25 protein-coding genes are annotated in these 25,020 nt (G+C 54.3%); 15 read left to right on the top strand and 10 right to left on the bottom strand.

Features of this window, described 5'->3' with window-relative positions:
* The first annotated feature begins 8 nt into the window (after positions 1-8).
* The 6 genes from nuoI to nuoN all read left to right on the top strand — a co-directional run bounded on the left by nuoI (position 9) and on the right by nuoN (position 6,324).
* Entirely contained in the window at positions 9-551 is a 543-nt protein-coding gene (gene nuoI / locus WC7_RS09920; protein WP_003028062.1) for an NADH-quinone oxidoreductase subunit NuoI, read from the top strand.
* Between the two features lie 11 nt (positions 552-562).
* Positions 563-1,117 carry an NADH-quinone oxidoreductase subunit J gene (nuoJ, locus tag WC7_RS09925; protein WP_016153833.1) on the top strand — a complete coding sequence of 185 codons (555 nt, stop codon included), beginning with the start codon at positions 563-565 and terminating at the stop codon, positions 1,115-1,117.
* Complete coding sequence (nuoK, locus tag WC7_RS09930; RefSeq protein ID WP_006683663.1) at positions 1,114-1,416, top strand: NADH-quinone oxidoreductase subunit NuoK; 303 nt, start codon at positions 1,114-1,116, stop codon at positions 1,414-1,416. The genes nuoJ and nuoK overlap by 4 nt, the downstream gene beginning before the upstream one ends.
* The gene (gene nuoL, locus WC7_RS09935; protein ID WP_016153832.1) at positions 1,413-3,254 is read left to right on the top strand and encodes an NADH-quinone oxidoreductase subunit L; all 1,842 of its coding nucleotides are present in this window, start codon (positions 1,413-1,415) and stop codon (positions 3,252-3,254) included. Before nuoK ends, nuoL begins: the two co-directional genes overlap by 4 nt.
* A gap of 76 nt (positions 3,255-3,330) precedes the next feature.
* Entirely contained in the window at positions 3,331-4,860 is a 1,530-nt protein-coding gene (gene nuoM / locus WC7_RS09940; RefSeq protein WP_016153831.1) for an NADH-quinone oxidoreductase subunit M, read from the top strand.
* 6 nt (positions 4,861-4,866) lie between these two features.
* Positions 4,867-6,324: an NADH-quinone oxidoreductase subunit NuoN gene (nuoN, locus tag WC7_RS09945; RefSeq protein ID WP_016153830.1), complete on the top strand. Its 1,458-nt coding sequence runs from the start codon at positions 4,867-4,869 to the stop codon at positions 6,322-6,324.
* 92 nt (positions 6,325-6,416) lie between these two features.
* On the opposite strand, the gene WC7_RS09950 is transcribed toward nuoN, so the two are convergent.
* Both WC7_RS09950 and rbn read right to left on the bottom strand, forming a co-directional pair.
* On the bottom strand, positions 6,417-7,421 hold the full coding sequence (locus WC7_RS09950) for a chemotaxis protein (RefSeq protein WP_016153829.1): 1,005 nt from the start codon (positions 7,419-7,421) through the stop codon (positions 6,417-6,419).
* 64 nt (positions 7,422-7,485) lie between these two features.
* On the bottom strand, positions 7,486-8,403 hold the full coding sequence (gene rbn / locus WC7_RS09955; RefSeq protein WP_016153828.1) for a ribonuclease BN: 918 nt from the start codon (positions 8,401-8,403) through the stop codon (positions 7,486-7,488).
* Between the two features lie 67 nt (positions 8,404-8,470).
* Here rbn and WC7_RS09960 point away from each other — a divergent pair, with 67 nt between their 5' ends.
* From WC7_RS09960 to pmrD, 9 genes are all read left to right on the top strand, one after another.
* Positions 8,471-8,932, top strand: coding sequence for a GNAT family N-acetyltransferase (locus WC7_RS09960; RefSeq protein WP_016153827.1), 462 nt, complete (start codon positions 8,471-8,473; stop codon positions 8,930-8,932).
* Between the two features lie 63 nt (positions 8,933-8,995).
* The gene (gene elaB / locus WC7_RS09965) at positions 8,996-9,301 is read left to right on the top strand and encodes a stress response protein ElaB (protein ID WP_003027683.1); all 306 of its coding nucleotides are present in this window, start codon (positions 8,996-8,998) and stop codon (positions 9,299-9,301) included.
* Positions 9,302-9,405: 104 nt separating this feature from the next.
* The gene (menF, locus tag WC7_RS09970; protein WP_016153826.1) at positions 9,406-10,704 is read left to right on the top strand and encodes an isochorismate synthase MenF; all 1,299 of its coding nucleotides are present in this window, start codon (positions 9,406-9,408) and stop codon (positions 10,702-10,704) included.
* Between the two features lie 84 nt (positions 10,705-10,788).
* A complete protein-coding gene (gene menD / locus WC7_RS09975; RefSeq protein ID WP_016153825.1) occupies positions 10,789-12,459 on the top strand; it encodes a 2-succinyl-5-enolpyruvyl-6-hydroxy-3-cyclohexene-1-carboxylic-acid synthase in 1,671 nt (556 codons plus the stop codon).
* Positions 12,456-13,214 (top strand): 2-succinyl-6-hydroxy-2,4-cyclohexadiene-1-carboxylate synthase, encoded by a 759-nt coding sequence (gene menH, locus WC7_RS09980; RefSeq protein ID WP_016153824.1) that lies wholly within the window; start codon positions 12,456-12,458, stop codon positions 13,212-13,214. Before menD ends, menH begins: the two co-directional genes overlap by 4 nt.
* Before the next feature lie 14 nt (positions 13,215-13,228).
* Positions 13,229-14,086: a 1,4-dihydroxy-2-naphthoyl-CoA synthase gene (menB, locus tag WC7_RS09985; RefSeq protein WP_003027671.1), complete on the top strand. Its 858-nt coding sequence runs from the start codon at positions 13,229-13,231 to the stop codon at positions 14,084-14,086.
* Positions 14,086-15,048 carry an o-succinylbenzoate synthase gene (gene menC, locus WC7_RS09990; protein ID WP_016153823.1) on the top strand — a complete coding sequence of 321 codons (963 nt, stop codon included), beginning with the start codon at positions 14,086-14,088 and terminating at the stop codon, positions 15,046-15,048. Before menB ends, menC begins: the two co-directional genes overlap by 1 nt.
* The gene (gene menE / locus WC7_RS09995; RefSeq protein ID WP_016153822.1) at positions 15,045-16,469 is read left to right on the top strand and encodes an o-succinylbenzoate--CoA ligase; all 1,425 of its coding nucleotides are present in this window, start codon (positions 15,045-15,047) and stop codon (positions 16,467-16,469) included. The genes menC and menE overlap by 4 nt, the downstream gene beginning before the upstream one ends.
* Before the next feature lie 95 nt (positions 16,470-16,564).
* Positions 16,565-16,828: a signal transduction protein PmrD gene (pmrD, locus tag WC7_RS10000; protein ID WP_016153821.1), complete on the top strand. Its 264-nt coding sequence runs from the start codon at positions 16,565-16,567 to the stop codon at positions 16,826-16,828.
* A gap of 2 nt (positions 16,829-16,830) precedes the next feature.
* Here the strand turns inward: pmrD and arnF are convergent, their stop codons facing one another.
* The 8 genes from arnF to nudI all read right to left on the bottom strand — a co-directional run bounded on the left by arnF (position 16,831) and on the right by nudI (position 24,898).
* On the bottom strand, positions 16,831-17,217 hold the full coding sequence (arnF, locus tag WC7_RS10005; RefSeq protein WP_016153820.1) for a 4-amino-4-deoxy-L-arabinose-phosphoundecaprenol flippase subunit ArnF: 387 nt from the start codon (positions 17,215-17,217) through the stop codon (positions 16,831-16,833).
* Positions 17,217-17,552, bottom strand: coding sequence for a 4-amino-4-deoxy-L-arabinose-phosphoundecaprenol flippase subunit ArnE (gene arnE / locus WC7_RS10010; RefSeq protein ID WP_016153819.1), 336 nt, complete (start codon positions 17,550-17,552; stop codon positions 17,217-17,219). Before arnE ends, arnF begins: the two co-directional genes overlap by 1 nt.
* Positions 17,549-19,207, bottom strand: a complete 1,659-nt coding sequence (gene arnT / locus WC7_RS10015) for a lipid IV(A) 4-amino-4-deoxy-L-arabinosyltransferase (protein WP_016153818.1) — start codon at positions 19,205-19,207, stop codon at positions 17,549-17,551. The genes arnE and arnT overlap by 4 nt, the downstream gene beginning before the upstream one ends.
* Positions 19,204-20,106, bottom strand: coding sequence for a 4-deoxy-4-formamido-L-arabinose-phosphoundecaprenol deformylase (gene arnD, locus WC7_RS10020; protein WP_016153817.1), 903 nt, complete (start codon positions 20,104-20,106; stop codon positions 19,204-19,206). Before arnD ends, arnT begins: the two co-directional genes overlap by 4 nt.
* Entirely contained in the window at positions 20,103-22,085 is a 1,983-nt protein-coding gene (gene arnA / locus WC7_RS10025) for a bifunctional UDP-4-amino-4-deoxy-L-arabinose formyltransferase/UDP-glucuronic acid oxidase ArnA (RefSeq protein WP_016153816.1), read from the bottom strand. The genes arnD and arnA overlap by 4 nt, the downstream gene beginning before the upstream one ends.
* Positions 22,082-23,065 (bottom strand): undecaprenyl-phosphate 4-deoxy-4-formamido-L-arabinose transferase, encoded by a 984-nt coding sequence (arnC, locus tag WC7_RS10030; protein ID WP_016153815.1) that lies wholly within the window; start codon positions 23,063-23,065, stop codon positions 22,082-22,084. Before arnC ends, arnA begins: the two co-directional genes overlap by 4 nt.
* A 2-nt stretch (positions 23,066-23,067) precedes the next feature.
* Positions 23,068-24,207: a UDP-4-amino-4-deoxy-L-arabinose aminotransferase gene (gene arnB, locus WC7_RS10035; RefSeq protein WP_016153814.1), complete on the bottom strand. Its 1,140-nt coding sequence runs from the start codon at positions 24,205-24,207 to the stop codon at positions 23,068-23,070.
* A gap of 265 nt (positions 24,208-24,472) precedes the next feature.
* On the bottom strand, positions 24,473-24,898 hold the full coding sequence (gene nudI, locus WC7_RS10040; RefSeq protein WP_016153813.1) for a nucleoside triphosphatase NudI: 426 nt from the start codon (positions 24,896-24,898) through the stop codon (positions 24,473-24,475).
* Positions 24,899-25,020 lie beyond the last annotated feature (122 nt).

Here is a 25,020-nt window from a genome sequence, read left to right as displayed (position 1 = left end):
CAAAGACCATGACCTTAAAAGAATTGTTCGTAGGTTTCGGCACCCAGGTACGCAGTATCTGGATGATCGGCCTGCATGCGTTCGCGAAACGCGAAACGCAGATGTACCCGGAAGAGCCGGTCTATCTACCGCCCCGTTTTCGTGGTCGTATCGTTCTGACCCGTGACCCAGACGGCGAAGAGCGCTGCGTTGCCTGTAACCTGTGTGCGGTAGCGTGTCCGGTAGGCTGTATCTCTTTGCAAAAAGCAGAGACCAAAGACGGCCGCTGGTATCCGGAGTTTTTCCGCATTAACTTCTCACGCTGCATTTTCTGCGGCCTGTGCGAAGAAGCCTGTCCGACAACGGCTATTCAGCTGACTCCAGATTTCGAGCTGGGTGAGTACAAGCGCCAGGACCTGGTTTACGAGAAAGAGGATCTGCTGATCTCCGGTCCGGGTAAATACCCGGAATATAACTTCTACCGGATGGCAGGTATGGCAATCGACGGCAAAGATAAGGGCGAAGCAGAGAACGAAGCCAAGCCTATCGACGTCAAGAGCCTGTTACCGTAAGGAGAGGGGCAATGGAGTTCGCTTTTTATATCTGTGGCCTGATAGCCATTCTCGCAACCTTGCGGGTGATCACCCACACCAATCCGGTACACGCACTGCTGTACCTGATTATTTCGCTGCTGGCGATTTCCGGGGTGTTCTTCTCGTTAGGTGCTTACTTCGCGGGGGCGCTGGAAATAATCGTCTACGCGGGCGCCATCATGGTGTTGTTCGTGTTCGTGGTCATGATGCTCAACCTCGGTGGTTCTGAAATTGAACAGGAACGCCAGTGGCTGAAACCGCAGGTGTGGATTGGACCGGCGATTCTGTCGGCCATCATGCTGGCGGTTATTGTTTATGCCATTCTGGGTGTTAACGATCAGGGCATCGACGGGACGCCAATTAGCGCGAAAGCTGTCGGTATTTCCCTGTTCGGACCGTATGTACTGGCGGTCGAGCTGGCTTCGATGCTGCTGCTGGCAGGTCTGGTTGTAGCCTTCCACGTAGGGCGCGAAGAGCGTTCTGGTGAAGTGCTGAGCAATCGCACCGATGACCGCGCGAAAAGAAAAACGGAGGAGCACGCATGATCCCCTTACAACATGGACTGATCCTCGCGGCTGTCTTATTCGTACTGGGCTTAACCGGTCTGGTTATCCGCCGCAATCTGCTGTTTATGCTGATCGGGCTGGAAATCATGATTAACGCCTCCGCGCTGGCCTTCGTGGTCGCCGGAAGCTACTGGGGCCAGACCGATGGTCAGGTGATGTATATTCTCGCCATCAGCCTTGCGGCTGCGGAAGCGAGCATTGGACTTGCGCTGTTGCTGCAACTTCATCGCCGTCGCCAGAACCTGAACATCGATTCAGTAAGTGAGATGCGTGGATGAACATGCTTGCCTTAACCATTATTCTGCCATTTATTGGCTTTGTATTACTGGCGTTCTCTCGCGGTCGTTGGTCAGAAAATCTGTCCGCGACCGTGGGTGTCGGGTCGATTGGCCTGGCGGCGCTGGTGACCGCGTTTGTTGGCGTTGACTTCTTTGCTAATGGTCAACAGGCCTACAGCCAGCCGCTGTGGACGTGGATGTCTGTCGGTGACTTCAATATCGGTTTTAACCTGGTGCTGGACGGCCTGTCGCTGACCATGCTCAGTGTGGTGACCGGTGTGGGTTTCCTGATTCACATGTTCGCCTCCTGGTATATGCGCGGTGAAGAGGGATACTCCCGTTTCTTCGCCTACACCAACCTGTTTATCGCCAGCATGGTGGTTCTGGTACTGGCGGATAACCTGCTGCTGATGTACCTCGGCTGGGAAGGCGTGGGCCTGTGCTCCTATCTGCTGATCGGTTTCTATTACACCGATCCGAAGAATGGCGCTGCGGCAATGAAAGCCTTCGTCGTGACCCGTGTGGGTGACGTGTTCCTCGCCTTCGCATTGTTTATCCTCTACAACGAGCTGGGCACGCTGAACTTCCGCGAAATGGTGGAACTGGCACCTGCTCACTTTGCAGATGGTAACAACATGCTGATGTGGGCAACCCTGATGCTGCTGGGCGGTGCGGTGGGTAAATCCGCGCAGCTGCCGTTGCAGACATGGCTTGCTGACGCGATGGCAGGTCCGACGCCTGTCTCCGCGCTGATCCACGCCGCGACGATGGTTACCGCCGGTGTCTACCTGATTGCACGTACTCACGGCTTGTTCCTGATGACGCCGGAAATCCTGCATCTGGTGGGGATTATCGGGGCTATCACTCTGGTACTGGCTGGTTTCGCCGCGCTGGTACAGACCGACATTAAACGCGTTCTCGCGTACTCCACCATGAGCCAGATTGGTTATATGTTCCTGGCTCTCGGGGTTCAGGCGTGGGACGCGGCGATTTTCCACCTGATGACGCACGCCTTCTTTAAAGCTCTGCTGTTCCTGGCATCTGGCTCGGTTATCCTGGCCTGTCACCACGAACAGAACATCTTCAAGATGGGCGGTCTGCGTAAGTCTATTCCGCTGGTGTATCTCTGCTTCCTGATCGGTGGCGCGGCGCTGTCAGCTCTGCCGCTGATTACCGCAGGCTTCTTCAGTAAGGATGAGATTCTGGCCGGTGCGATGGCGAACGGTCATATCAACCTGATGGTTGCAGGTCTGGTCGGTGCGTTCATGACCTCTCTGTACACCTTCCGTATGATTTTCATCGTGTTCCACGGTAAAGAGCAAATTCACGCTCACGCAGGGAAGGGGATTACACATCATCTGCCGCTGATTGTGCTGATGATCCTGTCCACCTTCGTTGGCGCACTGATTGTGCCACCGCTGCAGGGTGTACTGCCTGCGACGACCGAGCTTGAGCATGGTCGCGTGATGACCCTGGAAATTACCTCCGGTATCGTCGCGATTGCAGGCATTCTGATCGCTGCATGGCTGTGGCTGGGTAAACGTACTCTGGTGACGTCGATTGCCAACAGTGCGCCAGGCCGTCTGCTGGGTACCTGGTGGTATAACGCCTGGGGCTTCGACTGGCTGTACGACAAAGTGTTCGTCAAGCCGTTCCTGGGCGTTGCATGGCTGCTGAAACGCGATCCGCTGAACGCAATGATGAACATTCCGGCGATCCTTTCCCGCTTTGCAGGTAAAGGCCTGTTGTTAAGCGAGAACGGCTATCTGCGTTGGTATGTAGCATCAATGAGCATCGGTGCCGTCGTTGTGCTGGCTCTGTTGATGGTACTGCGTTGATCGTAAAGTGAATTTTATCCAAATTCGTTGAAAATCAGGCCTCTATTAGGGGCCTTAAAAAGGAATAAAAATCGCCATGTTACTACCCTGGCTAATATTGATTCCCTTTATCGGTGGCTTCCTGTGCTGGCAGACCGAACGCTTTGGCGTGAAGGTGCCGCGTTGGATCGCGCTGATTACCATGGGACTGACGCTGGCGCTTGGCCTGCAACTTTGGTTGCAGGGCGGCTATTCACTGACGCAATCCACTGGCATTCCGCAGTGGCAGTCTGAGTTTGTCCTGCCGTGGATCCCACGCTTTGGCATCTCGATTCATCTTGCTATCGACGGTCTGTCGCTGCTGATGGTGGTGCTGACCGGCCTGCTCGGTGTTCTGGCGGTACTTTGCTCCTGGAATGAAATCGAAAAATACCAGGGCTTTTTCCACCTGAACCTGATGTGGATCTTAGGCGGCGTAATCGGCGTGTTCCTTGCCATCGACATGTTCCTGTTCTTCTTCTTCTGGGAAATGATGCTGGTGCCGATGTACTTCCTGATCGCGCTATGGGGGCATAAAGCCTCTGACGGTAAAACGCGTATCACGGCAGCAACCAAGTTCTTCATTTATACCCAGGCGAGTGGTCTGGTGATGTTGATTGCCATCCTGGCGCTGGTGTTTGTGCACTACAAAGCGACCGGTGTGTGGACTTTCAACTATGAAGAATTGCTGAATACTCCGATGTCCCACGGCGTGGAATACCTGCTGATGCTGGGCTTCTTCATCGCTTTCGCGGTGAAAATGCCGGTGGTTCCGCTGCACGGCTGGTTGCCGGATGCTCACTCCCAGGCACCGACCGCAGGTTCCGTTGACCTGGCAGGTATCTTGCTGAAAACCGCAGCCTACGGTCTGCTGCGCTTCTCCCTGCCGCTGTTCCCGAATGCGTCAGCGGAGTTTGCACCTATCGCAATGTGGCTTGGCGTCATCGGCATCTTCTACGGCGCGTGGATGGCCTTTAATCAGTACGACATCAAACGTCTGATTGCTTACACCTCCGTATCCCACATGGGCTTCGTACTGATTGCTATCTACACCGGCAGCCAGCTGGCATACCAGGGTGCGGTGATTCAGATGATCGCGCACGGCCTGTCCGCAGCCGGTCTGTTCATCCTGTGTGGTCAGCTGTACGAACGTCTGCACACGCGTGATATGCGTATGATGGGCGGCCTGTGGGGCAAAATGAAATGGTTGCCTGCGCTGTCAATGTTCTTCGCAGTGTGTACGCTGGGTATGCCGGGTACAGGTAACTTCGTTGGCGAATTTATGATTCTGTTCGGCAGCTACCAGGTGGTTCCGGTTATTACCGTGATCTCGACATTTGGTCTGGTGTTTGCTTCTGTTTACTCGCTGGCGATGCTGCATCGCGCTTACTTCGGTAAGGCGAAGAGCCAGATTGCCAGTGTTGAACTGCCAGGGATGTCGCTGCGTGAGCTGTTTATCATCCTGTTGCTGGTCGTGCTTCTGGTACTGCTTGGCTTCTATCCGCAGCCGATTCTGGATACCTCGCATTCTGCGATGAGCAACATCCAGCAGTGGTTTGTTAATTCCGTTACTACTACAAGGCCGTAAATCGCCATGACAATAACTCCACAACACCTGATTGCGCTGCTACCGCTGCTGATCGTCGGCTTGACGGTGGTGGTTGTGATGCTCTCCATTGCGTGGCGACGCAATCACTTCCTCAATGCCACGCTGTCGGTCATTGGGCTTAACGCCGCACTGGTTTCGCTCTGGTTTGTTGGCCAGGCGGGCGCTATGGACGTCACCCCGCTGATGCGGGTTGACGGTTTCGCCATGCTCTACACCGGGCTGGTGCTGCTGGCGAGTCTTGCCACCTGTACCTTCGCTTACCCGTGGCTGGAAGGCTACGACGACAACCGGGAAGAGTTCTATCTGCTGGTGCTGATTGCCGCGCTCGGCGGTATTCTGCTGGCTAACGCTAACCATCTGGCGGCGCTGTTCCTTGGTATTGAGCTTATCTCTCTGCCGCTGTTTGGGCTGGTTGGCTATGCGTTCCGTCAGAAACGTTCGCTGGAAGCCAGTATCAAATACACCATTCTGTCTGCCGCAGCGTCTTCCTTCCTGCTGTTTGGTATGGCGCTGGTATACGCGCAGTCTGGCAACCTGTCGTTTGTCGCGCTCGGTAAGAGCCTCGGCGACGGTATGCTGCAAGAACCGCTGCTGCTGGCGGGCTTCGGTCTGATGATTGTTGGGCTCGGCTTTAAACTCTCGCTGGTTCCATTCCACCTGTGGACGCCAGACGTATACCAGGGCGCTCCGGCTCCGGTTTCCACCTTCCTGGCGACGGCGAGCAAAATCGCTATCTTCGGCGTGGTGATGCGTCTGTTCCTGTACGCACCGGTAGGTGATAGCGAAGCGGTACGGATCGTGCTGGGTGTGATTGCCTTTGCTTCTATTATCTTCGGTAACCTGATGGCGCTGAGCCAGACCAACATCAAACGTCTGCTTGGTTACTCTTCTATCTCTCACCTTGGTTACCTGCTGGTGGCGCTGATTGCCCTGCAGAGCGGCGAGATGTCGATGGAAGCGGTTGGCGTTTACCTGGCCGGTTATCTGTTCAGCAGCCTCGGTGCGTTCGGTGTGGTCAGCCTGATGTCCAGCCCGTACCGCGGTCCGGATGCAGACTCTCTGTTCTCCTACCGTGGTCTGTTCTGGCATCGCCCAATCCTCGCGGCGGTGATGACGGTGATGATGCTGTCTCTGGCGGGTATTCCGATGACGCTGGGCTTTATCGGTAAGTTCTACGTACTGGCGGTGGGTGTGCAGGCTAATCTGTGGTGGCTGGTTGCCGCCGTGGTGGTGGGTTCCGCGATTGGTTTGTACTACTACCTGCGCGTTGCTGTGAGCCTGTATCTGAGCGCACCGCAGCAGCTGAATCGCGATGCGCCGTCCAACTGGCAGTACAGCGCGGGCGGTATTGTGGTGCTGATTTCTGCCCTGCTGGTACTGGTGCTGGGTATCTACCCGCAACCGTTGATCAGCATCGTGCAGTTAGCGGCTCCGCTGATGTAATTCATCATGCTGTGATCGAAAAAGAGTCTGGACAATGTCCAGACTCTTTTTTTTACCTGTCTATACTCGTCATACTTCAAGTTGCTGGGGCGTCAGGTCGAAAGTTGACGGCTCACCAGCGGGCCGCTGATGCCTTTCGCTGTGCGATCCATCACTTCCTGAATTACTGAAGACAGCTCATTGACTTCGAATTTGGCCACGTAACCATCTGCTTTCACTCGGCGTACGTGATCTTCATTGGCGCTACCGGAAAGTGAGGAGTGGATAACGACCGGGATCTTCTTCAGGCGTTCGTCGGTTTTTATCTTACGGGTAAGCGTAAAACCGTCCATCTCCGGCATTTCCAGATCGGTGAGCACCAGCGCAATCTTCTCGCTGATTGGTTTACCTTCCGCTTCTGCTTCTTCAGATAGCTGTTGTATCTTTTCCCACGCATCCTGGCCCGTCACATGCATTAAGTGTGGGATCTCCATGGCGTTAAGCCCTTTTTCCAGCATCGCGCGAGCCACTTTGGAATCATCAGCCACAATCGCCACCGCACCCGGCGTAATGTTGAACTTATTGGTTTTCAGCTCTGTTGCGCGCAGGTCGTGGTTCGACGGTACAATATCGTACAAGATCTGTTCGACATCGAGCACCAGCGCCAGATTGTTAGTCTCTTTGTTGTCGTCCAGACAGGCGATACTGGTAATGTAGCGACCATTGACGGCTTTCTCGGCGGTATGCACCTGTTGCCAGTCCAGACGCATAATGTTTTCTACCGACTCCACCGCAAACGCCTGAACGCTGCGGGCATATTCCGTGATCAACAGGATGTTGAGTCCGGTCTCTGGCTTACAGCCCGCGACGGCAGGCAGATCAATCACCGGGATCACCTGATCGCGAATGTTAACCATACCCAGCAACGGGGCTTTCATACCTGCGGGACGCGTAAAGGTCGGCATCGGTACGATTTCACGCAGTTTGAATACGTTGATGCCAAACAGTTCTGATTTCTGCTCCTCGACGGATTTGCCAAGGCGAAACAGCAGCAGTTCAAAACGGTTAGACAGGGTTAGGTTTGTCCTGTCATCAATATCTTTCTGGAAATTGTTCATCCTGTCCTCAGTGTGAAAGCCAGCCTTTCCACTGTTATCGGCACTGAGGCGGAAAAATGGAGCATTAAACGGTGAAAATGGCGAAATCGTGAGCCAGTTCAGTGTCTGGAAATATCGCTTTGCACTCTTCGAGTAACCGCTGACAGCCTTTTTCATCGTAGCGTGAGCTAACGTGGGTCATGATCAGGCGTCCCACTCCGGCCTCAAGCGCCAGCTGGGCGGCTTGTCGGGTCGAGCTGTGACCGCGGCTGTTGGCTTTTTCCTCCATTGATGAGTCCAGTGTGGTTTCATGTACCATCACATCCACACCGCGTGCCAGTTCTATGGCGGACGCGCAAGGTCCTGTGTCGCCGAAAATAGCCACAGATTTTCCTCTGGTGGCAGGGCCGAGAAAATCGGCGCCGTTAATCGCTCGACCATCCTCCAGCACGATGGTTTTTCCGGCTTTCAAATCCTGGAACCACGGGCCCGCTTTAACACCAGCCACCTTCAAGGCGCTGGCGTCAAGTGCCCCCGGTTTGTCGTGCTCTTCAACACGAAAACCGTAGCACTCCAGCGGATGCTCCAGCGGGTACGCCGTTACTTTACGCAGGCCGTCATCAACAATTTCACCCGCGGTGATTTCGACAATATCCAGCGGATAATCGGTCCAGGAGCCGCTCAAACGCAAAGCCGTTTCGGTAAACTCTCGCAATCCCTTTGGTCCGTAAAGCGTCAGTGGCTGGACGTTCCCGGCCATTGAGCGACTGCACAGCAGCCCCGGTAAACCAAACAGGTGATCGCCGTGTAGATGGCTGATAAAAATACGTTCGAGTTTTCCTGGGGTAAATGGCGTGGTCAGCATCTGATGCTGCGTTCCTTCACCACAATCGAAAAGCCACAGCCCCGCCTGAGTCGGGTGTTGCAGATTCAGTAAAATTGCCGTTACATTGCGTGAGCGCGTGGGGACTCCCGCAGACGTGCCTAAAAATAGTAATTCCATCTTCGCGTTACACTTTTCGCCATCAATAAGGCAGGGTGTTCAGGTTATCACAACAAAGGGGCAGACTATGATTCACTGGCAAGATCTCCACCATGCAAAGCTCAATACACAGCAGCTGTACGCCATTCTTGAGCTTCGCTGTGCGGTATTTGTTGTTGAGCAACGGTGTCCGTATCAGGATGTGGATGGTGATGACCTGAGTGGTGAAAACCGGCACATTCTGGGTTGGCATAACGATGAACTGGTGGCGTATGCGAGGATTCTGAAAAGCGATGATGAACTTGAGCCGGTCGTCATAGGGCGGGTGATCGTAAGCGAAGCGCTGCGGGGTGAAAAATTGGGGCAACAGCTAATGACTCAGACGCTGGCCTCCTGTACGCAGCATTGGCCGCACAAGGCTCTGTATCTGGGGGCGCAGGCACATTTGCAATCATTCTATGCGCGCTTTGGCTTTGTGCCGGTCACGGATATTTATGACGAAGACGGTATTCCACACGTCGGAATGGCGCGGGAAGCACATCAGGCGTAAACAGGCGCAAACACGCCTGATTGTCTATAGTTAGCGGGTACGTCAATAGAAAGGGAGAATAAAATGTCTTTTCATTCTTATGAATCACGTATCGATGACGATCTGGAATTATTGAGTGAAACGCTGGAGGAGGTGCTGCGTTCTTCCGGCGATCCAGCCGATCAAAAATACCTTGAGTTAAAAGCGCGGGCAGAGCGGGCGTTAGAAGAGGTGAGAAATCGCGTCAGCCACGCCTCTGACAGCTACTATTACCGCGCGAAGAAAGCCGTTTGCCGGGCGGATGATTATGTGCATGAAAAACCCTGGCGCGGAATCGGCGTTGGCGCCACGGTCGGTTTAGTGATGGGATTATTGTTAGCACGGCGATAAATTCCATTCCGTCAGCGCATTTGTACGTACTCCCTAACTGGGGGTACTGCTTTTTCTGCTCAGTACCCCGTATAATGTGAGGTTTTTAACAGGGAGAGGTCCGCGTGCATTCAATCACTACTGCGCTGGAAAGTCTGATGCGTCATTTGTCGCAAGAGATACCAGCAGCACCTGGAATTCGTATTTACGATATCCCTTTCCCACTGAATGATGCGTTTGACGCTTTAGGATGGCTGGCCAGTCAACCCGTCTGGCCCCAGTTTTACTGGCAACAGCGTAATGGCGATGAAGAAGCCGCCGTACTGGGCGCTGTTGCTACATTTTCCTCGCTGGAATTAGCTCAGCATTTTTTACATCAGCAGAATGATAATCCTGACCTGCGTATCTGGGGCCTGAATGCCTTTGAGCCTCAGCGCGGCCATTTGTTATTGCCACGGTTGGAGTGGCGACGTTGCGCCGGAGTGGCAAGCTTACGCTTACATCTCTTTAGCGACGTGTCGCTGCGTGAAGACGCCGCGCAGGCGGTGGCGTTTATCTCATCGCTCGCCAACGTAAAGCCGCTGCCCGCATTGCGTCTGCGTTTGACGGGAGAACAGAACTGGCCGGATAAAACTGGCTGGACAGACCTGATAAAACTCGCCACGCAAACGATCAATGGGGAACAACTCGATAAGGTCGTGCTGGCGCGGGCGACCGATTTACAGTTTTCTCAGTCGGTTAACGCCGCGGCCGTGATGGCTTCCAGTCGTCGTCTAAACCTGAACTGCTACCATTTCTTTATGGCGTTCTCCGCAAAGTCTGCGTTTCTTGGTTCTTCCCCTGAACGGCTGTATCGGCGGCGTGACACGGCGCTGCGCACCGAGGCGCTGGCGGGAACCGTTGCCAACCACCCTGGGGATCATCGGGCCTGGCAGTTGGGGGAATGGCTAATGAAAGATGATAAAAACCAGCGCGAGAATATGCTGGTGGTCGAAGATATTTGCCAGCGTCTGCAAGGCTGTACGCAAACTCTTGATGTGCTGCCGCCACAGGTGCTCAGACTGCGCAAAGTGCAGCACCTGCGCCGCTGTATCTGGACGGAACTGAATCAGGCTGATGATACGCTTTGTCTGATGCAGCTCCAGCCCACGGCGGCAGTCGCAGGTATTCCGCGTGAGCTGGCGCGTGAATTTATCCAACAAAATGAACCGTTTGAACGCGAGTGGTATGCCGGTTCTGCGGGTTACCTTTCTCTGCGCCAAAGCGAGTTTTGCGTGTCATTACGGTCGGCGAAAATTAGTGAAAATGTGATACGCCTGTATGCCGGGGCAGGGATCGTGCGTGGTTCAGATCCTGAACAGGAATGGCAAGAAATAGACAATAAAGCGGCAGGACTGCGCACTTTATTACAGATGGAAGGGTAATGAGTTGTATATTACCGACTCATATCAAAAATCCATTTATTCGATTCTTTATACTGTGTCGCAATATTGATACCGGACAATCTCATGTCAGTAAGCGCATTTAACCGACGCTGGGCGGCGGTCATTCTGGAAGCACTCACTCGCCACGGCGTCAGGCATGTCTGCATTGCCCCTGGCTCTCGTTCTACACCGTTGACTCTGGCGGCTGCGGAAAACCCCGCTTTTATTCACCATACTCATTTTGATGAGCGTGGCCTTGGGCATCTGGCCTTAGGTCTGGCAAAAGTCAGCCGGCAGCCTGTCGCTGTGATTGTGACGTCCGGTACGGCGGTGGCAAATTTGTATCCCGCGTTGATTGAAGCGGGCCTGACCGGTGAAAAGCTGATTCTACTCACGGCTGACAGACCTCCTGAGCTTATCGACTGCGGCGCTAACCAGGCGATTCGTCAGGCCGGAATGTTTGCCTCGCATCCATCGCAAACGCTCTCTTTACCGCGCCCGACCCAGAACATTCCGGCTAGTTGGCTGGTATCCACCATTGATAACGCCTTAGCTGCGCTGCATAGCGGGGCGGTTCATATCAATTGCCCATTTGCGGAACCGCTGTATGGCGACATGGACGAAACGGGGATTGACTGGCAGCAGCGCCTTGGCGACTGGTGGCAGGATGATAAACCCTGGCTGCGTGAGTCGCGTCGACTGGAAAGCGACAAACAGCGTGACTGGTTTTTCTGGCGACAAAAACGCGGCGTTGTTGTTGCAGGCCGCATGAGCGCGGAAGAGGGCAAAAAGGTTGCGCAGTGGGCGCAGATGCTAGGCTGGCCGCTGATTGGCGATGTTCTGTCACAAACCGGACAACCTTTGCCGTGCGCCGACCTATGGCTGGGGAATGCGAAAGCGGTCACTGAATTACAGCAGGCGCAGATTGTGGTGCAGCTTGGCAGTAGCCTGACCGGAAAACGGCTCCTGCAATGGCAGGCCAGCTGTGATCCGCAGGAATACTGGATTGTCGATAATATCGAAGGCCGCCTCGATCCGGCTCACCATCGTGGGCGTAGACTGGTAGCGGCGGTTGGCGACTGGCTGGAGCTGCATCCGGCGGAGAAACGTCAGCCCTGGTGCGTGGAGATCCCACGCCTGGCGCAACTGGCCTGGCAGGCGGTAGAAGCCCGTCGCGACGCGTTTGGTGAAGCGCAATTAGCCCACCGTATCCGCGAATACTTACCGGAGCAGGGGCAACTGTTCGTGGGCAACAGTCTGGTGGTGCGCCTGATTGATGCGCTGTCGCAGCTTCCGGCGGGTTACCCGGTCTATAGCAACCGTGGCGCGAGCGGCATTGACGGCCTGCTGTCAACGGCAGCAGGTGTACAGCGCGCCAGCGCGAAATCGACGCTGGCTATCGTCGGCGATTTATCTGCGCTGTATGACCTCAATGCGCTGGCGTTATTGCGCCAGGTTTCCGCGCCGTTTGTCCTGATAGTGGTCAATAATAACGGCGGGCAAATTTTTTCCCTGTTGCCGACGCCAGCAAGCGAACGCGAACGGTTCTACCTGATGCCGCAGAACGTGCATTTTGAGCATGCTGCCGCCATGTTTAACCTTAAATACCAGCGCCCGGAAAACTGGGAGCAACTGGAGAGCGCGCTGACTAACGCCTGGCGTACTCCGGCGGCAACGGTGATTGAGCTGGTGGTAAACGAAACTGATGGGGCGCAAACCCTGCAGCAACTGCTGGCGCAGGTAAGCCATCTATGATCCTGCACGCGCAGGCGAAAGTGGGCCAGACGGGATTTCCCTGGCTGGTTTTCCTGCACGGTTTTTCCGGTGATTGTCGGGAATGGCAGAGGGTTGGCGAAGCGTTTAAGAATTATTCGCGGCTGTATATCGACCTGCCGGGACACGGTGGCTCCGCTGACATCAGCGTGAGCGGATTCGACGACGTAAGCGCTTTGCTGCGTAACACGTTGCTTAGTTACAACATACTTAAATACTGGCTAGTAGGCTACTCTCTTGGCGGCAGAGTCGCGATGATGGCGGCTTGTCAGGAGATGCCAGGACTGTGCGGTCTGGTGGTTGAAGGTGGACATCCAGGCTTGCAAAGTGAGGAGGCGCGCGTTCAGCGTCGCCTCTCTGATGGTCGCTGGGCTGCGCGTTTTCGCGCTGAGCCGTTGTGCGAGGTGTTTATTGACTGGTATCAACAGCCGGTTTTTTCCTCGCTGAATGCGGCGCAAAGAGAAGCGCTGGTCGCACTGCGTAGCCAGAATAACGGGCATACGCTGGCAGCGATGCTGGAGGCCACCTCGCTAGCCGTACAACCTGATTTACGTGCGCAACTCACTGCGCGCACATTTCCGTTTTATTATTTATGTGGTGAACGTGACGATAAATTCCGCGCTCTGGCGGCGGAAATATCCGTACCAAGCCATGTGATTCGTAATGCCGGACACAACGCGCATCGGGACAATCCCGCTGGCGTGGTGGACTGTCTGGCTCAGATTCTGCATCGCTGACTATAGGACATTTTATGATCTATCCTGATGAAACAATGCTTTACGCACCGGTAGAATGGCACGATTGCTCTGAAGGCTACACCGACATTCTCTACGAGAAATCCACCGACGGTATCGCAAAAATCACCATTAATCGTCCGCAGGTACGCAATGCCTTCCGTCCGGTCACCGTGAAAGAGATGATCCAGGCGCTGGCGGATGCTCGCTACGATGACAACATTGGCGTGATTATTCTGACCGGTGCTGGCGACAAAGCGTTCTGCGCAGGTGGCGATCAGAAAGTGCGCGGTGATTACGGCGGATACCAGGATGATTCCGGTGTGCATCACCTGAACGTACTGGACTTCCAGCGCCAGATTCGTACCTGTCCGAAGCCAGTAGTGGCGATGGTTGCAGGCTTTTCCATCGGCGGCGGCCATGTGCTGCACATGATGTGTGACCTGACCATTGCGGCTGAAAACGCCATCTTCGGCCAGACCGGTCCGAAAGTCGGTTCCTTCGATGGCGGCTGGGGTGCCTCTTACATGGCGCGTATTGTCGGTCAGAAAAAAGCGCGTGAAATCTGGTTCCTGTGCCGTCAGTACGATGCGAAGCAAGCGCTGGATATGGGCCTGGTAAACACCGTGGTTCCGCTGGCCGATCTGGAAAAAGAGACCGTACGCTGGTGTCGTGAAATGCTGCAAAACAGCCCGATGGCGTTGCGCTGCCTGAAAGCTGCACTGAACGCCGACTGCGATGGTCAGGCTGGTCTGCAAGAGCTGGCGGGTAACGCCACCATGCTGTTCTACATGACGGAAGAAGGTCAGGAAGGCCGTAACGCCTTTAACCAGAAACGTCAGCCGGATTTCAGCAAATTTAAACGGAATCCGTAATGCGTAGCGCGCAGGTATACCGCTGGCAGATCCCCATGGACGCGGGGGTGATTCTGCGCGACAGGCGGTTAAAAACGCGTGACGGGCTGTACGTTCGCCTTTGTGACGGCGAGCGCGAAGGGTGGGGAGAGATCTCCCCGCTGCCGGGCTTCAGTCAGGAGAGCTGGGAAGAGGCGCAAACCGAGCTGCTGGCCTGGGTCAACGGCTGGCTACAGGGGGATTCTTCCTTACCGCAGCTGCCTTCGGTCGCCTTTGGTGCAAGCTGTGCGCTGGCCGAACTGGCTGGCGTATTGCCAGAGGACGCAGACTACCGTGCAGCGCCGCTGTGTACGGGCGATCCAGATGATCTGGTACTGCAACTGGCAGACATGCCGGGTGAAAAAGTAGCGAAGATCAAGGTCGGACTGTATGAAGCGGTTCGTGACGGTATGGTCGCCAACCTGCTGCTTGAGGCTATCCCGGAGCTGCATTTGCGACTTGACGCCAACCGAGCCTGGACGCCGTTGAAAGCCCAGCAGTTCGCGAAGTACGTTAATCCAGAGTACCGCGGGCGCATCGCTTTTCTCGAAGAGCCATGCAAAACCCGCGATGACTCTCGTGCTTTTGCGCGTGAAACCGGCATTGCCATTGCCTGGGATGAAAGCCTGCGTGAAGCGGATTTCATCTTCGAAGCTGAAGAGGGCGTCAAGGCAGTGGTTATCAAACCTACGCTGACGGGCAGTCTCGATAAAGTGCGCGAACAGGTGGCAGCGGCGCATGCACTTGGTCTCACCGCTGTTATTAGTTCGTCGATCGAGTCGAGCCTGGGCTTAACCCAACTGGCGCGAATTGCCGCCTGGCTGACGCCGCAGACCATTCCGGGGCTGGATACCCTGAGCCTGATGCAGTGCCAGCAGGTACGCACCTGGCCGGGTAGCGCATTGCCGTGTATCGATGTTGATGCGCTGGAACGCCTGCTATGACCCAGCGGGAAATGCCCGATAGCGTAAGCATATCGGGCCTGGTACAACCCGATGACTGGCCGTGGCGTCACTGGCGACAGGTTCGTGCAGAGGTGCCTGCTCTACGACTCAACGATGAAGTATTAAGCTGGAGCGAGCTCTGCACGCGCGTTGACCATCTGGCCAGCGGTTTTGCCGCTCAGGGCGTGGAAGAGGGCGATGGCGTCCTGCTTCGCGCCTGGAATCATCCACGTGCTTTGCTGGCCTGGCTGGCATTGCTGCAATGTGGGGCGCGGGTTTTACCTGTGAACCCACAGCTGCCTCAATCGCTGCTTGACGCGCTGGTCCCGGACTTAACGCTGCGTTTTGCGATGGATCTGGAGACCGCTAATGTTCTCGCGGGACTCCATCCGTTGCAGATGCAGGCAGTGCCAGGCAAGCATGCCGTCGCGTGGTTACCCCAGCGTTTGAGTACGATGACGTTAACCTCAGGTTCTACCGGATTGCCAAAGGCAGCGGTGCATACCTGTCAGGCTCATCTGGCAAGTGCGCAGGGCGTGCTGTCATTAATGCCGTTTGACGCTGAAGATGATTGGCTGCTCTCGCTGCCGCTGTTTCATGTTTCCGGCCAGGGTATTTTGTGGCGTTGGTTGTTTGCCGGGGCACGAATGACCGTGCGCGACAAGCAACCATTGGAGCAAATGCTGGCTGGATGCACTCATGCTTCGCTGGTGCCCACGCAGCTGTGGCGCCTGCTGGTCAACAAAACGGCGGTAACGCTCAAAGCCGTGCTCCTGGGTGGTGCGGCAATTCCTGTTGAATTGACGGAACAGGCGCGCGAGCAAAGGATTCGCTGCTGGTGCGGTTACGGTTTAACGGAGTTTGCTTCTACGGTCTGTGCGAAAGAGGCGGATGGCCTGGCGGATGTGGGGTCGCCCCTGGCAGGCAGAGAAGTCAGAATCGTTGATGGTGAAGTCTGGCTGCGTGCCGCCAGCATGGCGCAAGGTTACTGGCGTAACGGGCAGCTGATTCCTTTAGTAAACGCGGAAGGCTGGTTTGCCACCCGCGATCGCGGGGTGTTGAAGGACGGCAAGTTAACCATTGTCGGTCGGATGGACAATCTGTTCTTTAGCGGCGGGGAAGGCATACAGCCGGAAGAGGTGGAACGCGTGATTGCTGCACATCCGCATGTTCTGCAAGCCTTCATTGTGCCGATAGAAGACAAAGAGTTTGGTCATCGCCCGGTGGCGGTCGTTGAGTATGACACCAATGCGGGTGACACAAATCTGGCAGAGTGGGTGAAAGATAAGCTGGCCCGCTTTCAGCAACCGGTATGCTGGCTGACATTGCCACCCGAACTAAAATCCGGAGGGATTAAAATTTCTCGTCGTGCGCTGTCAGATTGGGTAAGTGCTTCATTGTTAAAATTAAGCAAACAGTAATTACATTTCTCACTTTCGCCATTGAGTCGCTATTGTCATTTTGTTTATCTGCTAAAGTGTAACCTGTTGTGAAATTTTTTAACAAAAGGTGCGCTATGGAATGGCATGTGAAGAAGTCTTGCTGTCACAAAAAAGCAGGCAGGCTCTATATCGTACTTTGTGATAGCGGCGGTTCGCTAAAGATGTTGGCTGAGGCGCAATCTTCCGAGTGGGTTAAGCCCGGAGACCTCCTTTCACCGCTGAAAGATGCACTGTATTGCATTAATCGCGATACCTCACGGTTAATCAAAATAGTTGATGCCAGACAGTACATGTGCGACGAATGGGAACGCCTGTTACGACTGTCTGAAGATAAATAATCTCAGGGTTGGCGCTGGTGTGAAGGTAAAAAAATCGTCAGTAGCCCTGCCATGATGCACAGCACACCGGCGAGCGCTTTCGCTGAAAATATTCCCTGCCAGCCGGGCAGGATCATTGATGCAACCCACACCAGTACATAGCTCAGGCTGAGCAGGGCATACGCTTTGCTCAGTGCGAGCTGGTGCAGCGCTTTATGCCAGCAAATCACCGACAGTAAATACCCTGCCAGTCCGGCATACAGAGCAAACGCGCCAACGCTAAGAGAGAATACGGCAGAAATGAATTGCTGCGGCTGCAGCATTGGCGGCAGATTATCCATCGCAAAGCCGAGACTCAACTGGGCGGCTGAAGTGATAATAACGCTGCATAATCCCCAAAAGATGCCCATTACACCGCGCTCCCAAGAATAAAGATGCCGGTGATGATTAACCCCACACCCAGCCAGTGGCGCGGGGTGACGGGTTCGCGCCAGATTTTCCAGGCAGCCAGAGTCACCCATACAAAATTAAGACTCAGCATGGGGTAGGCGATGCCGACCGGAATGTTCTGCAGCACCGCCAGCCATAGCAGCATGGCCAGACCGAGACTTGCCAGAGCAAGCCCAATCCATAGCGTAATGTGGCGTTTTCGCGCTCGAACGGGAACGGGTCGCGACGCCTGCTTCTGACATAACTGACCGCAGACGCTGAGCAGGCTGGCGAGAACTAAGGCTATCCAGATCATTTCGGCCGATACTGAATCAGGACCAGACGCCCCTGATTATCGATATAGTCAGCGGGAGGGATAGCAAGTCGATTAATATCTTCATCCTTATCAATTGTGAGCACGAGCGTAATGTTTCCTTGCTGACGATGTTGCGCTAACCACTCGGCAAAGTTCCCCCGACCGACAAAACGCCCCTGGGCATCCGGGTAGTTAAGGCCATATTTTAACTCGCCCGTTTGTCCGTACATTATGATGTCGTCACGCTTCAGGCTCCAGGCCAGCCCCGCGGCGACGCCAACGCTGTCGGTCAGAATATAACGGCTCGACTCCAGCGACTCTTTGGTCATCTCGACAAAAAATTGTGGCTGTTTAGATTCCATCACCCGGTCAGGAATGGAGAAACCAAACAACAGTGCCAGGCCTAATGGACACAGCGCTGCGAACGTCCAGTTCTTCTCGCGGTTATTTAGCGTATACCAGCCAAAGAGCGTCCAGATGATAAAAATGCCCCACGCACAAAACACCTTATAGGTTTCGATATGCGACCAGACCGGCGTCTTTAATGGACCCAGTGTAGAAACAATAAACGTGGCGACAATGCCGGTTACACCGAACAGAACGTTGATCCAGCCATTCACGCGCAGCGCGGTTGCGCCTTTTTGCGCGGCCTGCAGGCCGAAACGCGCCGTCAATATTGCCAGCGGCGCGAAGCAGGAAAGAATATAGGTCGGCAGTTTTCCTTTCGCGATGCTGAAAAACAGGATTGGCATGATAATCCAGCTTAGCAGGTACAGTGCGCTGCGCGGAACATCCCGTTCACGCCAGCCCGTACGCAGCGCGCCGGGGAGCAGCCCGAGCCACGGTAATGCGCCAGCCACCAATACCGGAATGTAGTACCAGACGGGGGCCTTATGTTGGGCATCCTCCTGCGCGAAGCGTTGAATATGCTCGACCCAGAAGAAGTAATGCCAGAAATCCGGTTCACGCCGGGCAATCGCTATTCCCCAAGGCAGCACAGTCACGATGCAACCGACTACTGCCAGCAGACCGTAGATAATGAGATCTTTCCAGCGCTTTTGTACGAAAACCCACGGCAGTACGCTGAGTACAGGAATGGCGAGTGCCAGGAAACCCTTGGTCATCACGCCCATGCTGCAGGTTAACCCTAACAGCAGAAAGGCGGTAATTTTGCGCATTCTGCTGGTGGCTTGCATCCCCTCCCAAAAGCAGCACATGCCCGCCATTAGCCAGAGCGCAATGATGGGATCAAGTACCGCGTAGGTGCCGATGCTGTAAACCGAAAAAAACGTTAAAAAGATAACCGAAGAGAGTACGGCGGTGCGCTTATCCCGCCACAACCGCATGGCAAGCCAGGCAACCATTAGCGCCGTCAGCAAAGTGGCAAAAATGGCTCCTGCTCTGACGCCGAAATTATTGGCGCCAAACAGCCATTGCCCGATGCTGTTTAACCAGTATCCGGCAATCGGTTTTTCAAAATACCGTAGCCCTAAAAAGTGCGGAACGATCCCGTCGCCAGAGGTCAGCATTTCCCGACTGATTTCGGCATAGCGCGTTTCATCAGGTTGCCACAGCAGGCGACTGTTGATGGGGAGAATAAAATACAGCGCAATAAAAGCGATAAATGCCAGGGTGTAGCGGACAGTAAGTTTCATCTTGTCACACTCACTGGTTGTTGGCGGCCGACCCATCCCTCTCTGCCGGGTATTTTGCCACGCACGATCTGTCCTGTTGGCAGCGAACTGACATCGTCCGGTAACAGGTCGCCGAGCGGGCAAAATGTTATCCCCATGTCTGCGGCGCGAGTAAGCAGCTCGTCAAAATTCTGCTGAAAGGCGATGCCTTCAACTTCCGCATGAATGGTATACACCGGTGTTCCTCTGCTCATCTGGATGTGGGAGAGAATGTAAGCGTTGAAGTCCACCGCCTGGACTTCCTGACCAACCACTTCATCCCAGGTGGGTAGCGTGACGGGAATTTGCGGCGTACCTGTTTTTCCGGACGTCAGCACCGGACGGAATAACGACGTTCCCCGGCAGTCGCTGTTATAACGCAGATGGAACGTTTCTTTGGCGTGGACGACGCGATCGTCGGCACGCCATCCGGCAACGGCAGAACAAGTGACGGGTTGTCCGATAAGAGTTTCAAGGGCCGTGATGCCTCGTGAAATATCATCAATCAGCTGTTTGTCATTCCAGTTTCCGCTTCGCGCCTGCCAGGCATGGTGATCCCAGGCATGCAAACCAGTTTCATGAATCAGGGCGGTTTGCGCAATGATCGCCGCGTTGGCCTTGCCGATCTCTTTTCCCGGCCAGGCGGTTCCCGCCAGCAATATATCCCATCCGTAAAGTGATGCGGCGTTTGAGCGCAGCATCTTCCACAGAAATTGTGGTTTCACAAGACGCCAGAGATGGCGTCCCATGTTGTCCGGTCCAACGCTAAAGAAAAAACTTGCCCGCACGTTATGTCGGTTCAATGTCTCCAGCAGGCGGGGTACGCCTTCGCGCGTCCCCCTGAAAGTATCGACATCTATGCGCAAGCCGACTTGGGTCATGATGTGTGTTCCGTGATATTCACACTGCGTAAGAAGAAGTCCAGCGTCTCTTCTACCGTTTCCTGCATCTCAATGGTGGGCTCCCAGTTCAGGCAGCGTTTCGCATTGCGGATGTTGGGCTTACGATGTTCAACGTCTTGATAACCTTTACCATAGTAGCTGCTGCTTTCGACGTCACGGAAACCGGCAAACGGCGGGAAGTGGTTACGCAATGGATGTTTTTCAAAGCAGGTAAGCAGCATTTCTGCCAGTTCCTGAATACTCGCTTCGTTCTGCGGATTACCGATGTTGATAATCTCACCTTCGCAGCGTCCGCCTTCGTTTTCAATAATGCGGTACAGGGCTTCGATACCATCCCGAATGTCGGTAAAGCAGCGTTTTTGCTTGCCGCCTTCAATCAGCTTAATCGGTGAACCTTCCACCAGATTGAGGATCAGTTGGGTAATGGCGCGTGAGCTGCCGATACGCGCGGCGTTAAGGCTGTCCAGACGCGGTCCCATCCAGTTAAATGGCCGGAACAGGGTGAAGCGCAATCCCTCTTTTTCGCCGTACGCCCAGATTACGCGGTCCAACAACTGCTTGGAAACGGAGTAGATCCAGCGTGGTTTATTCACCGGACCGACGATCAGATTCGAGCTGTCCTCATCGAAGACTTTGTCGGTACACATGCCGTAGACTTCGGACGTTGACGGGAAAATGATGCGCTTACGGTATTTCACGCAGTAGCGAATGATTTTCAGGTTCTCTTCAAAATCGAGCTCAAATACGCGCAACGGGTTGCGGGTATATTCGATTGGTGTTGCGATCGCCACCAGCGGCAGCACGACGTCGCATTTTTTTACATGGTATTCAATCCATTCGGAGTGAATGCTGATGTCGCCTTCGACGAAGTGGAATCGCGGATGCTGCAGAAAACGTCCAATGGCGTCACTGCCAATATCGAGCCCATACACTTCGTAATGATCTTCTTGCAGCAGGCGTTCGGTCAGATGGTTACCAATGAAGCCATTGACGCCAAGGATCAGCACGCGTGTACGATGTTTAGTGGTGGTAACTGACTGACTGTTCAGGCGGGAGCCTGGAACCAGGCCCAGAACCTGCGCCAGTTGCGACCCTTGCATTGCAATACCATCGCCAGCTTGTCCGGTAATAATTTCCAGGGCGCCATCGCCACAGGCGATCAGCAAAGGAGAAACGGAGATGACGGTACCCGGTTGGGCCGCTGAGTTATTTACGCAAACGCGCGATGACCAGACGGTGAACTTTTGTGTACCGACATAGCTGTGTGCGCCCGGCCACGGATCGCTGACGGCGCGGACCTGGTTATGCAACTCCGCGGCAGGTGTGTTCCAGTCGAGGAAGCTATCTTCCGGTGTACGGCGACCAAAACAGGTAGCATCAGCTTCCTGTTGGGGGCGTTCTGCATAATCCCCGGTTTTAATCGCGGGCAGTGCTTGTTCCAGCAGGTGACGCGCAGCCTGGCACAATTTATGGTGCAGCGTTAACGCCACGTCATCCGGCGAAATAGCGACGCGCTGCTGGGCAATAATGGCGCCAGCATCCGCGCGTTTGACCATGCGATGAAGCGTGACGCCGGTTTCGATTTCGCCATTGACCAATACCCAGTTCAGCGGCGCGCGACCACGGTATTTCGGCAGCAACGAACCGTGCAGATTAAAAGCCCCGGCAGGCGCAAGACTGAGGATCTCATCACTCAGTAAATGGCGATAGTAGAACGAGAAGATAACATCCGGCGCCAGTTGGCTAATGCGTTCAATCCACAAGGGATGATTGACCTCGTCCGGGGCGTAAACCGGAATTCCGGCGCTGGCGGCAAGGCGGGAAACCGATCCAAAAAATGCTTTTTCGCCCGGATTATCGGTGTGCGTGAAAATGGCAGCGATTTCATAACCGGCATCCAACAAAGCCTGGACACCCTGACATCCCATATCGTGATAGGCAAATACGATGGCTTTCATGCGCGGTTTTCCTCGGTTGGCTGCGTGGTTTGTGGGCGGATAACGTGTTGAACAAAATAGCGGGGGCGGGCGCGGACATCGTTATAGATGCGACCGATATATTCGCCGAGTAAACCCATGCCAATAAACTGTGCGCCGATAAAGGTAAACAGGACGGCAAACAGCATGAATACCCCTTCCGCGGCCCACTGTGGACCGAGCGTCAGACGCAGAACCACAAGCAGGATAGACAAGATAAAGCCAGTGGCGGCGATTACGCTGCCCAACAGGCTCAACATACGAAGTGGCGTTGTGGTCAGACAGGTCACCAGGTCATACATCAGGTTGATCAGACGCATAAAGCTGTATTTGGAGTCACCAAATTCTCGCTCTGCATGGTGTACCGGGATTTCCGTAGCGCGCCGGGCAAAAATGTTGGCCAGAATCGGGATAAAGGTACTGCGCTCCTGGCAATGCAGCATGGCATCGACGATGTGGCGGCGATAAGCGCGTAACATGCAACCGTAGTCGCCCATCGCTTTACCGGTGGTGCGCTGAATCAGATGGTTAATCATTCGCGATGCGGTCTTACGAAATACGCTGTCCTGACGGTTCTGACGTACCGTGCCGACCACATCGAAGCCTTCATCTGCGGTGGCGACCAGCCGTGGGATCTCCTCCGGCGGGTTTTGCAAATCGGCATCCAGTGTGATGATCACGTCGCCGGTGACATGACTGAAACCGGCCATAATCGCCGAGTGTTGCCCGTAATTGCGATTCAATAAAATAGAAACAATATGGCTGTTCGGTGCCTGGGAAGCATCCATCATCAGCTGTGCGGAATGGTCGTTGCTGCCGTCATCAATTAGCAGAATTTCATAGTCTTTGCCCAATTTTTCGCAGGCAGCGCTGGTACGTCTGATTAACTCTGGCAAGCTTTCCTGTTCATTAAAAACGGGAATGACCACCGAGACTTTTTTGATCGGTGCTGCTTCAAACATGGTTATTGTCCTGCAATCTCGCGAAGTGCCGTAATTACCCGCTGGGTGTCATCGGCGGTCATATCGGGGAATAACGGCAGTGAGCAAATGCGCGCGCTATTCCATTCTGTATTGGGGAGCGAAAGGGTAGTGAAGCGTTCGCGGTAATATTTTTGCGTATGGGCCGCACGAAAATGCAGACCGGTGCCGATATTTTTGGCCTTTAACGCTTCCATTAAGGCATCTCTGCTCAGACCGCAGCGGGCTTCGTCAACGCGAATGATGAACAGGTGCCAGGCGTGAACGTGCGCCCACTGGGGCAGACTCAGTGGTTGAAATGGCGTATCGGCCAGCGCCTGTTGATAATCGCGGGCAATTTGCGCCCGGCGTGAGTTCAGGTGTTCCAGTTTATTTAGCTGTACCAACGCAATGGCGGCGTTGATATCCGTGAGGTTGTACTTGTACCCTGGCGCAAGCACTTCGGCCTGCGGCGCCCGGCCATAGGTTTGTCGATCAAAGGCATCAACGCCCAGACCATGAAACTTCAGGCTGCGAAGCCGTTGGGCAAGCTGGCTGTCGTCGGTAACGATCAACCCGCCTTCGGCGCAGGTAATATTTTTGATGGCGTGAAACGAGAATATTGCCGTGCCGCGCGCGCCGACATGACGACCTTTATACAACGTCCCTACGGCGTGGGCCGCATCTTCTATAATCGGAATGCCATAGCGTTCGCCAATGGCATAAATCGCGTCCAGGTCGGCGGGGGCGCCTGCGTAATGTACCGGAATAATGGCTTTGGTTCGCGGGGTGATGGCGGCCTCAATTTGCTCCGGTGTGACCATGAGCGTATCGCGGTCAACGTCGATCATGACTGGCGTCGCACCCAGCAGGACAATCATGTTGAGGGTAGAAACCCACGTCATTGACGGTGTAATAATCTCATCGCCTGCACCGATGTCCAGCGCCATCAGCGTGATGTGCATTCCTGCCGTAGCGGAGCAGACGGCGACGGCGTGTTGATTTCCCGTGAGCTGGCAGAAGGCTTCTTCCAGCTGTTGATTTTTCGGGCCGGTGGTTATCCATCCAGAGTCCAGAACCGTCTTCACAGCAGCAAGTTCTTCAGCCCCCATTGCCGGGCGAGAGAAAGGCAAAAAGTCAGGCATCATTATTCCTTCAAGCCATTTAACGCCACCGACGTTTTATTTTTAGTGATAAACAGGGGCGTCGTTAATTATTTCATCAGGCTTCAAAGAGTAATGACGGAAGGTTAATTTATCCTTAAGAGTTTAAGGTTTGGGAAAGAGAGAGGAATAGCGTGTTTTTTATTTATCTTAATGAAAAAAAGATCATGTAGGTTCTTGAGTAGTTTGGGCGACATTGCTGTTATCTGCAGACTGATGAGCGCAATGTCGCTATTAAAATGATAACTTACAGTAACCCTTTCAAGGTTAACGTTTTACGCGTGGCGATATTTAAATCGTAAGAGCCGAGATCTTCCGCTTTAACCCAGGCGAATGCCTGGAATTCTTCATTAATCTTCACTTCACGATTAGCCGCCACACAATCGAAGATGAGATAAATCATATAAATCTCTTCCTGACTGCCATCGGCGTACGTTTTGGTGCGAACATCGTCACTGAAGGTCCATGGCGTAATATCTGATAACACCAGTTGTTCGCCCAGCTCTTCTCTTACTTCACGGCGCAAAGCTTCTTCAATACGTTCACCCGGTTCAACGCCGCCGCCAGAAAGCGCCCACTGACCGGGGAACACACCGCGGTCGTCAGCCATTTTGCACAGTAAATAACAGCCATCGTTTTGAATTAATGGGCAAACAATTGTTCTTTGGCGCATAAGTCGAATCCTTGTAGGGGGAGGTATAGAAAATTCCATCATGCACGCATCTTACCTTTTGCTGGCGGTAGAAAAAACGCTTCATCGACGAATAACGCCGCTTTGGCAGGGAAAACAGGATG

It is taken from the genome of Citrobacter sp. KTE151 (assembly GCF_000398845.1).
In the GTDB taxonomy this organism is placed as follows: domain Bacteria; phylum Pseudomonadota; class Gammaproteobacteria; order Enterobacterales; family Enterobacteriaceae; genus Citrobacter; species Citrobacter braakii.
Note: the sequence above shows the minus strand (reverse complement) of the source record. Positions and strands in the feature narration are given on the sequence as shown.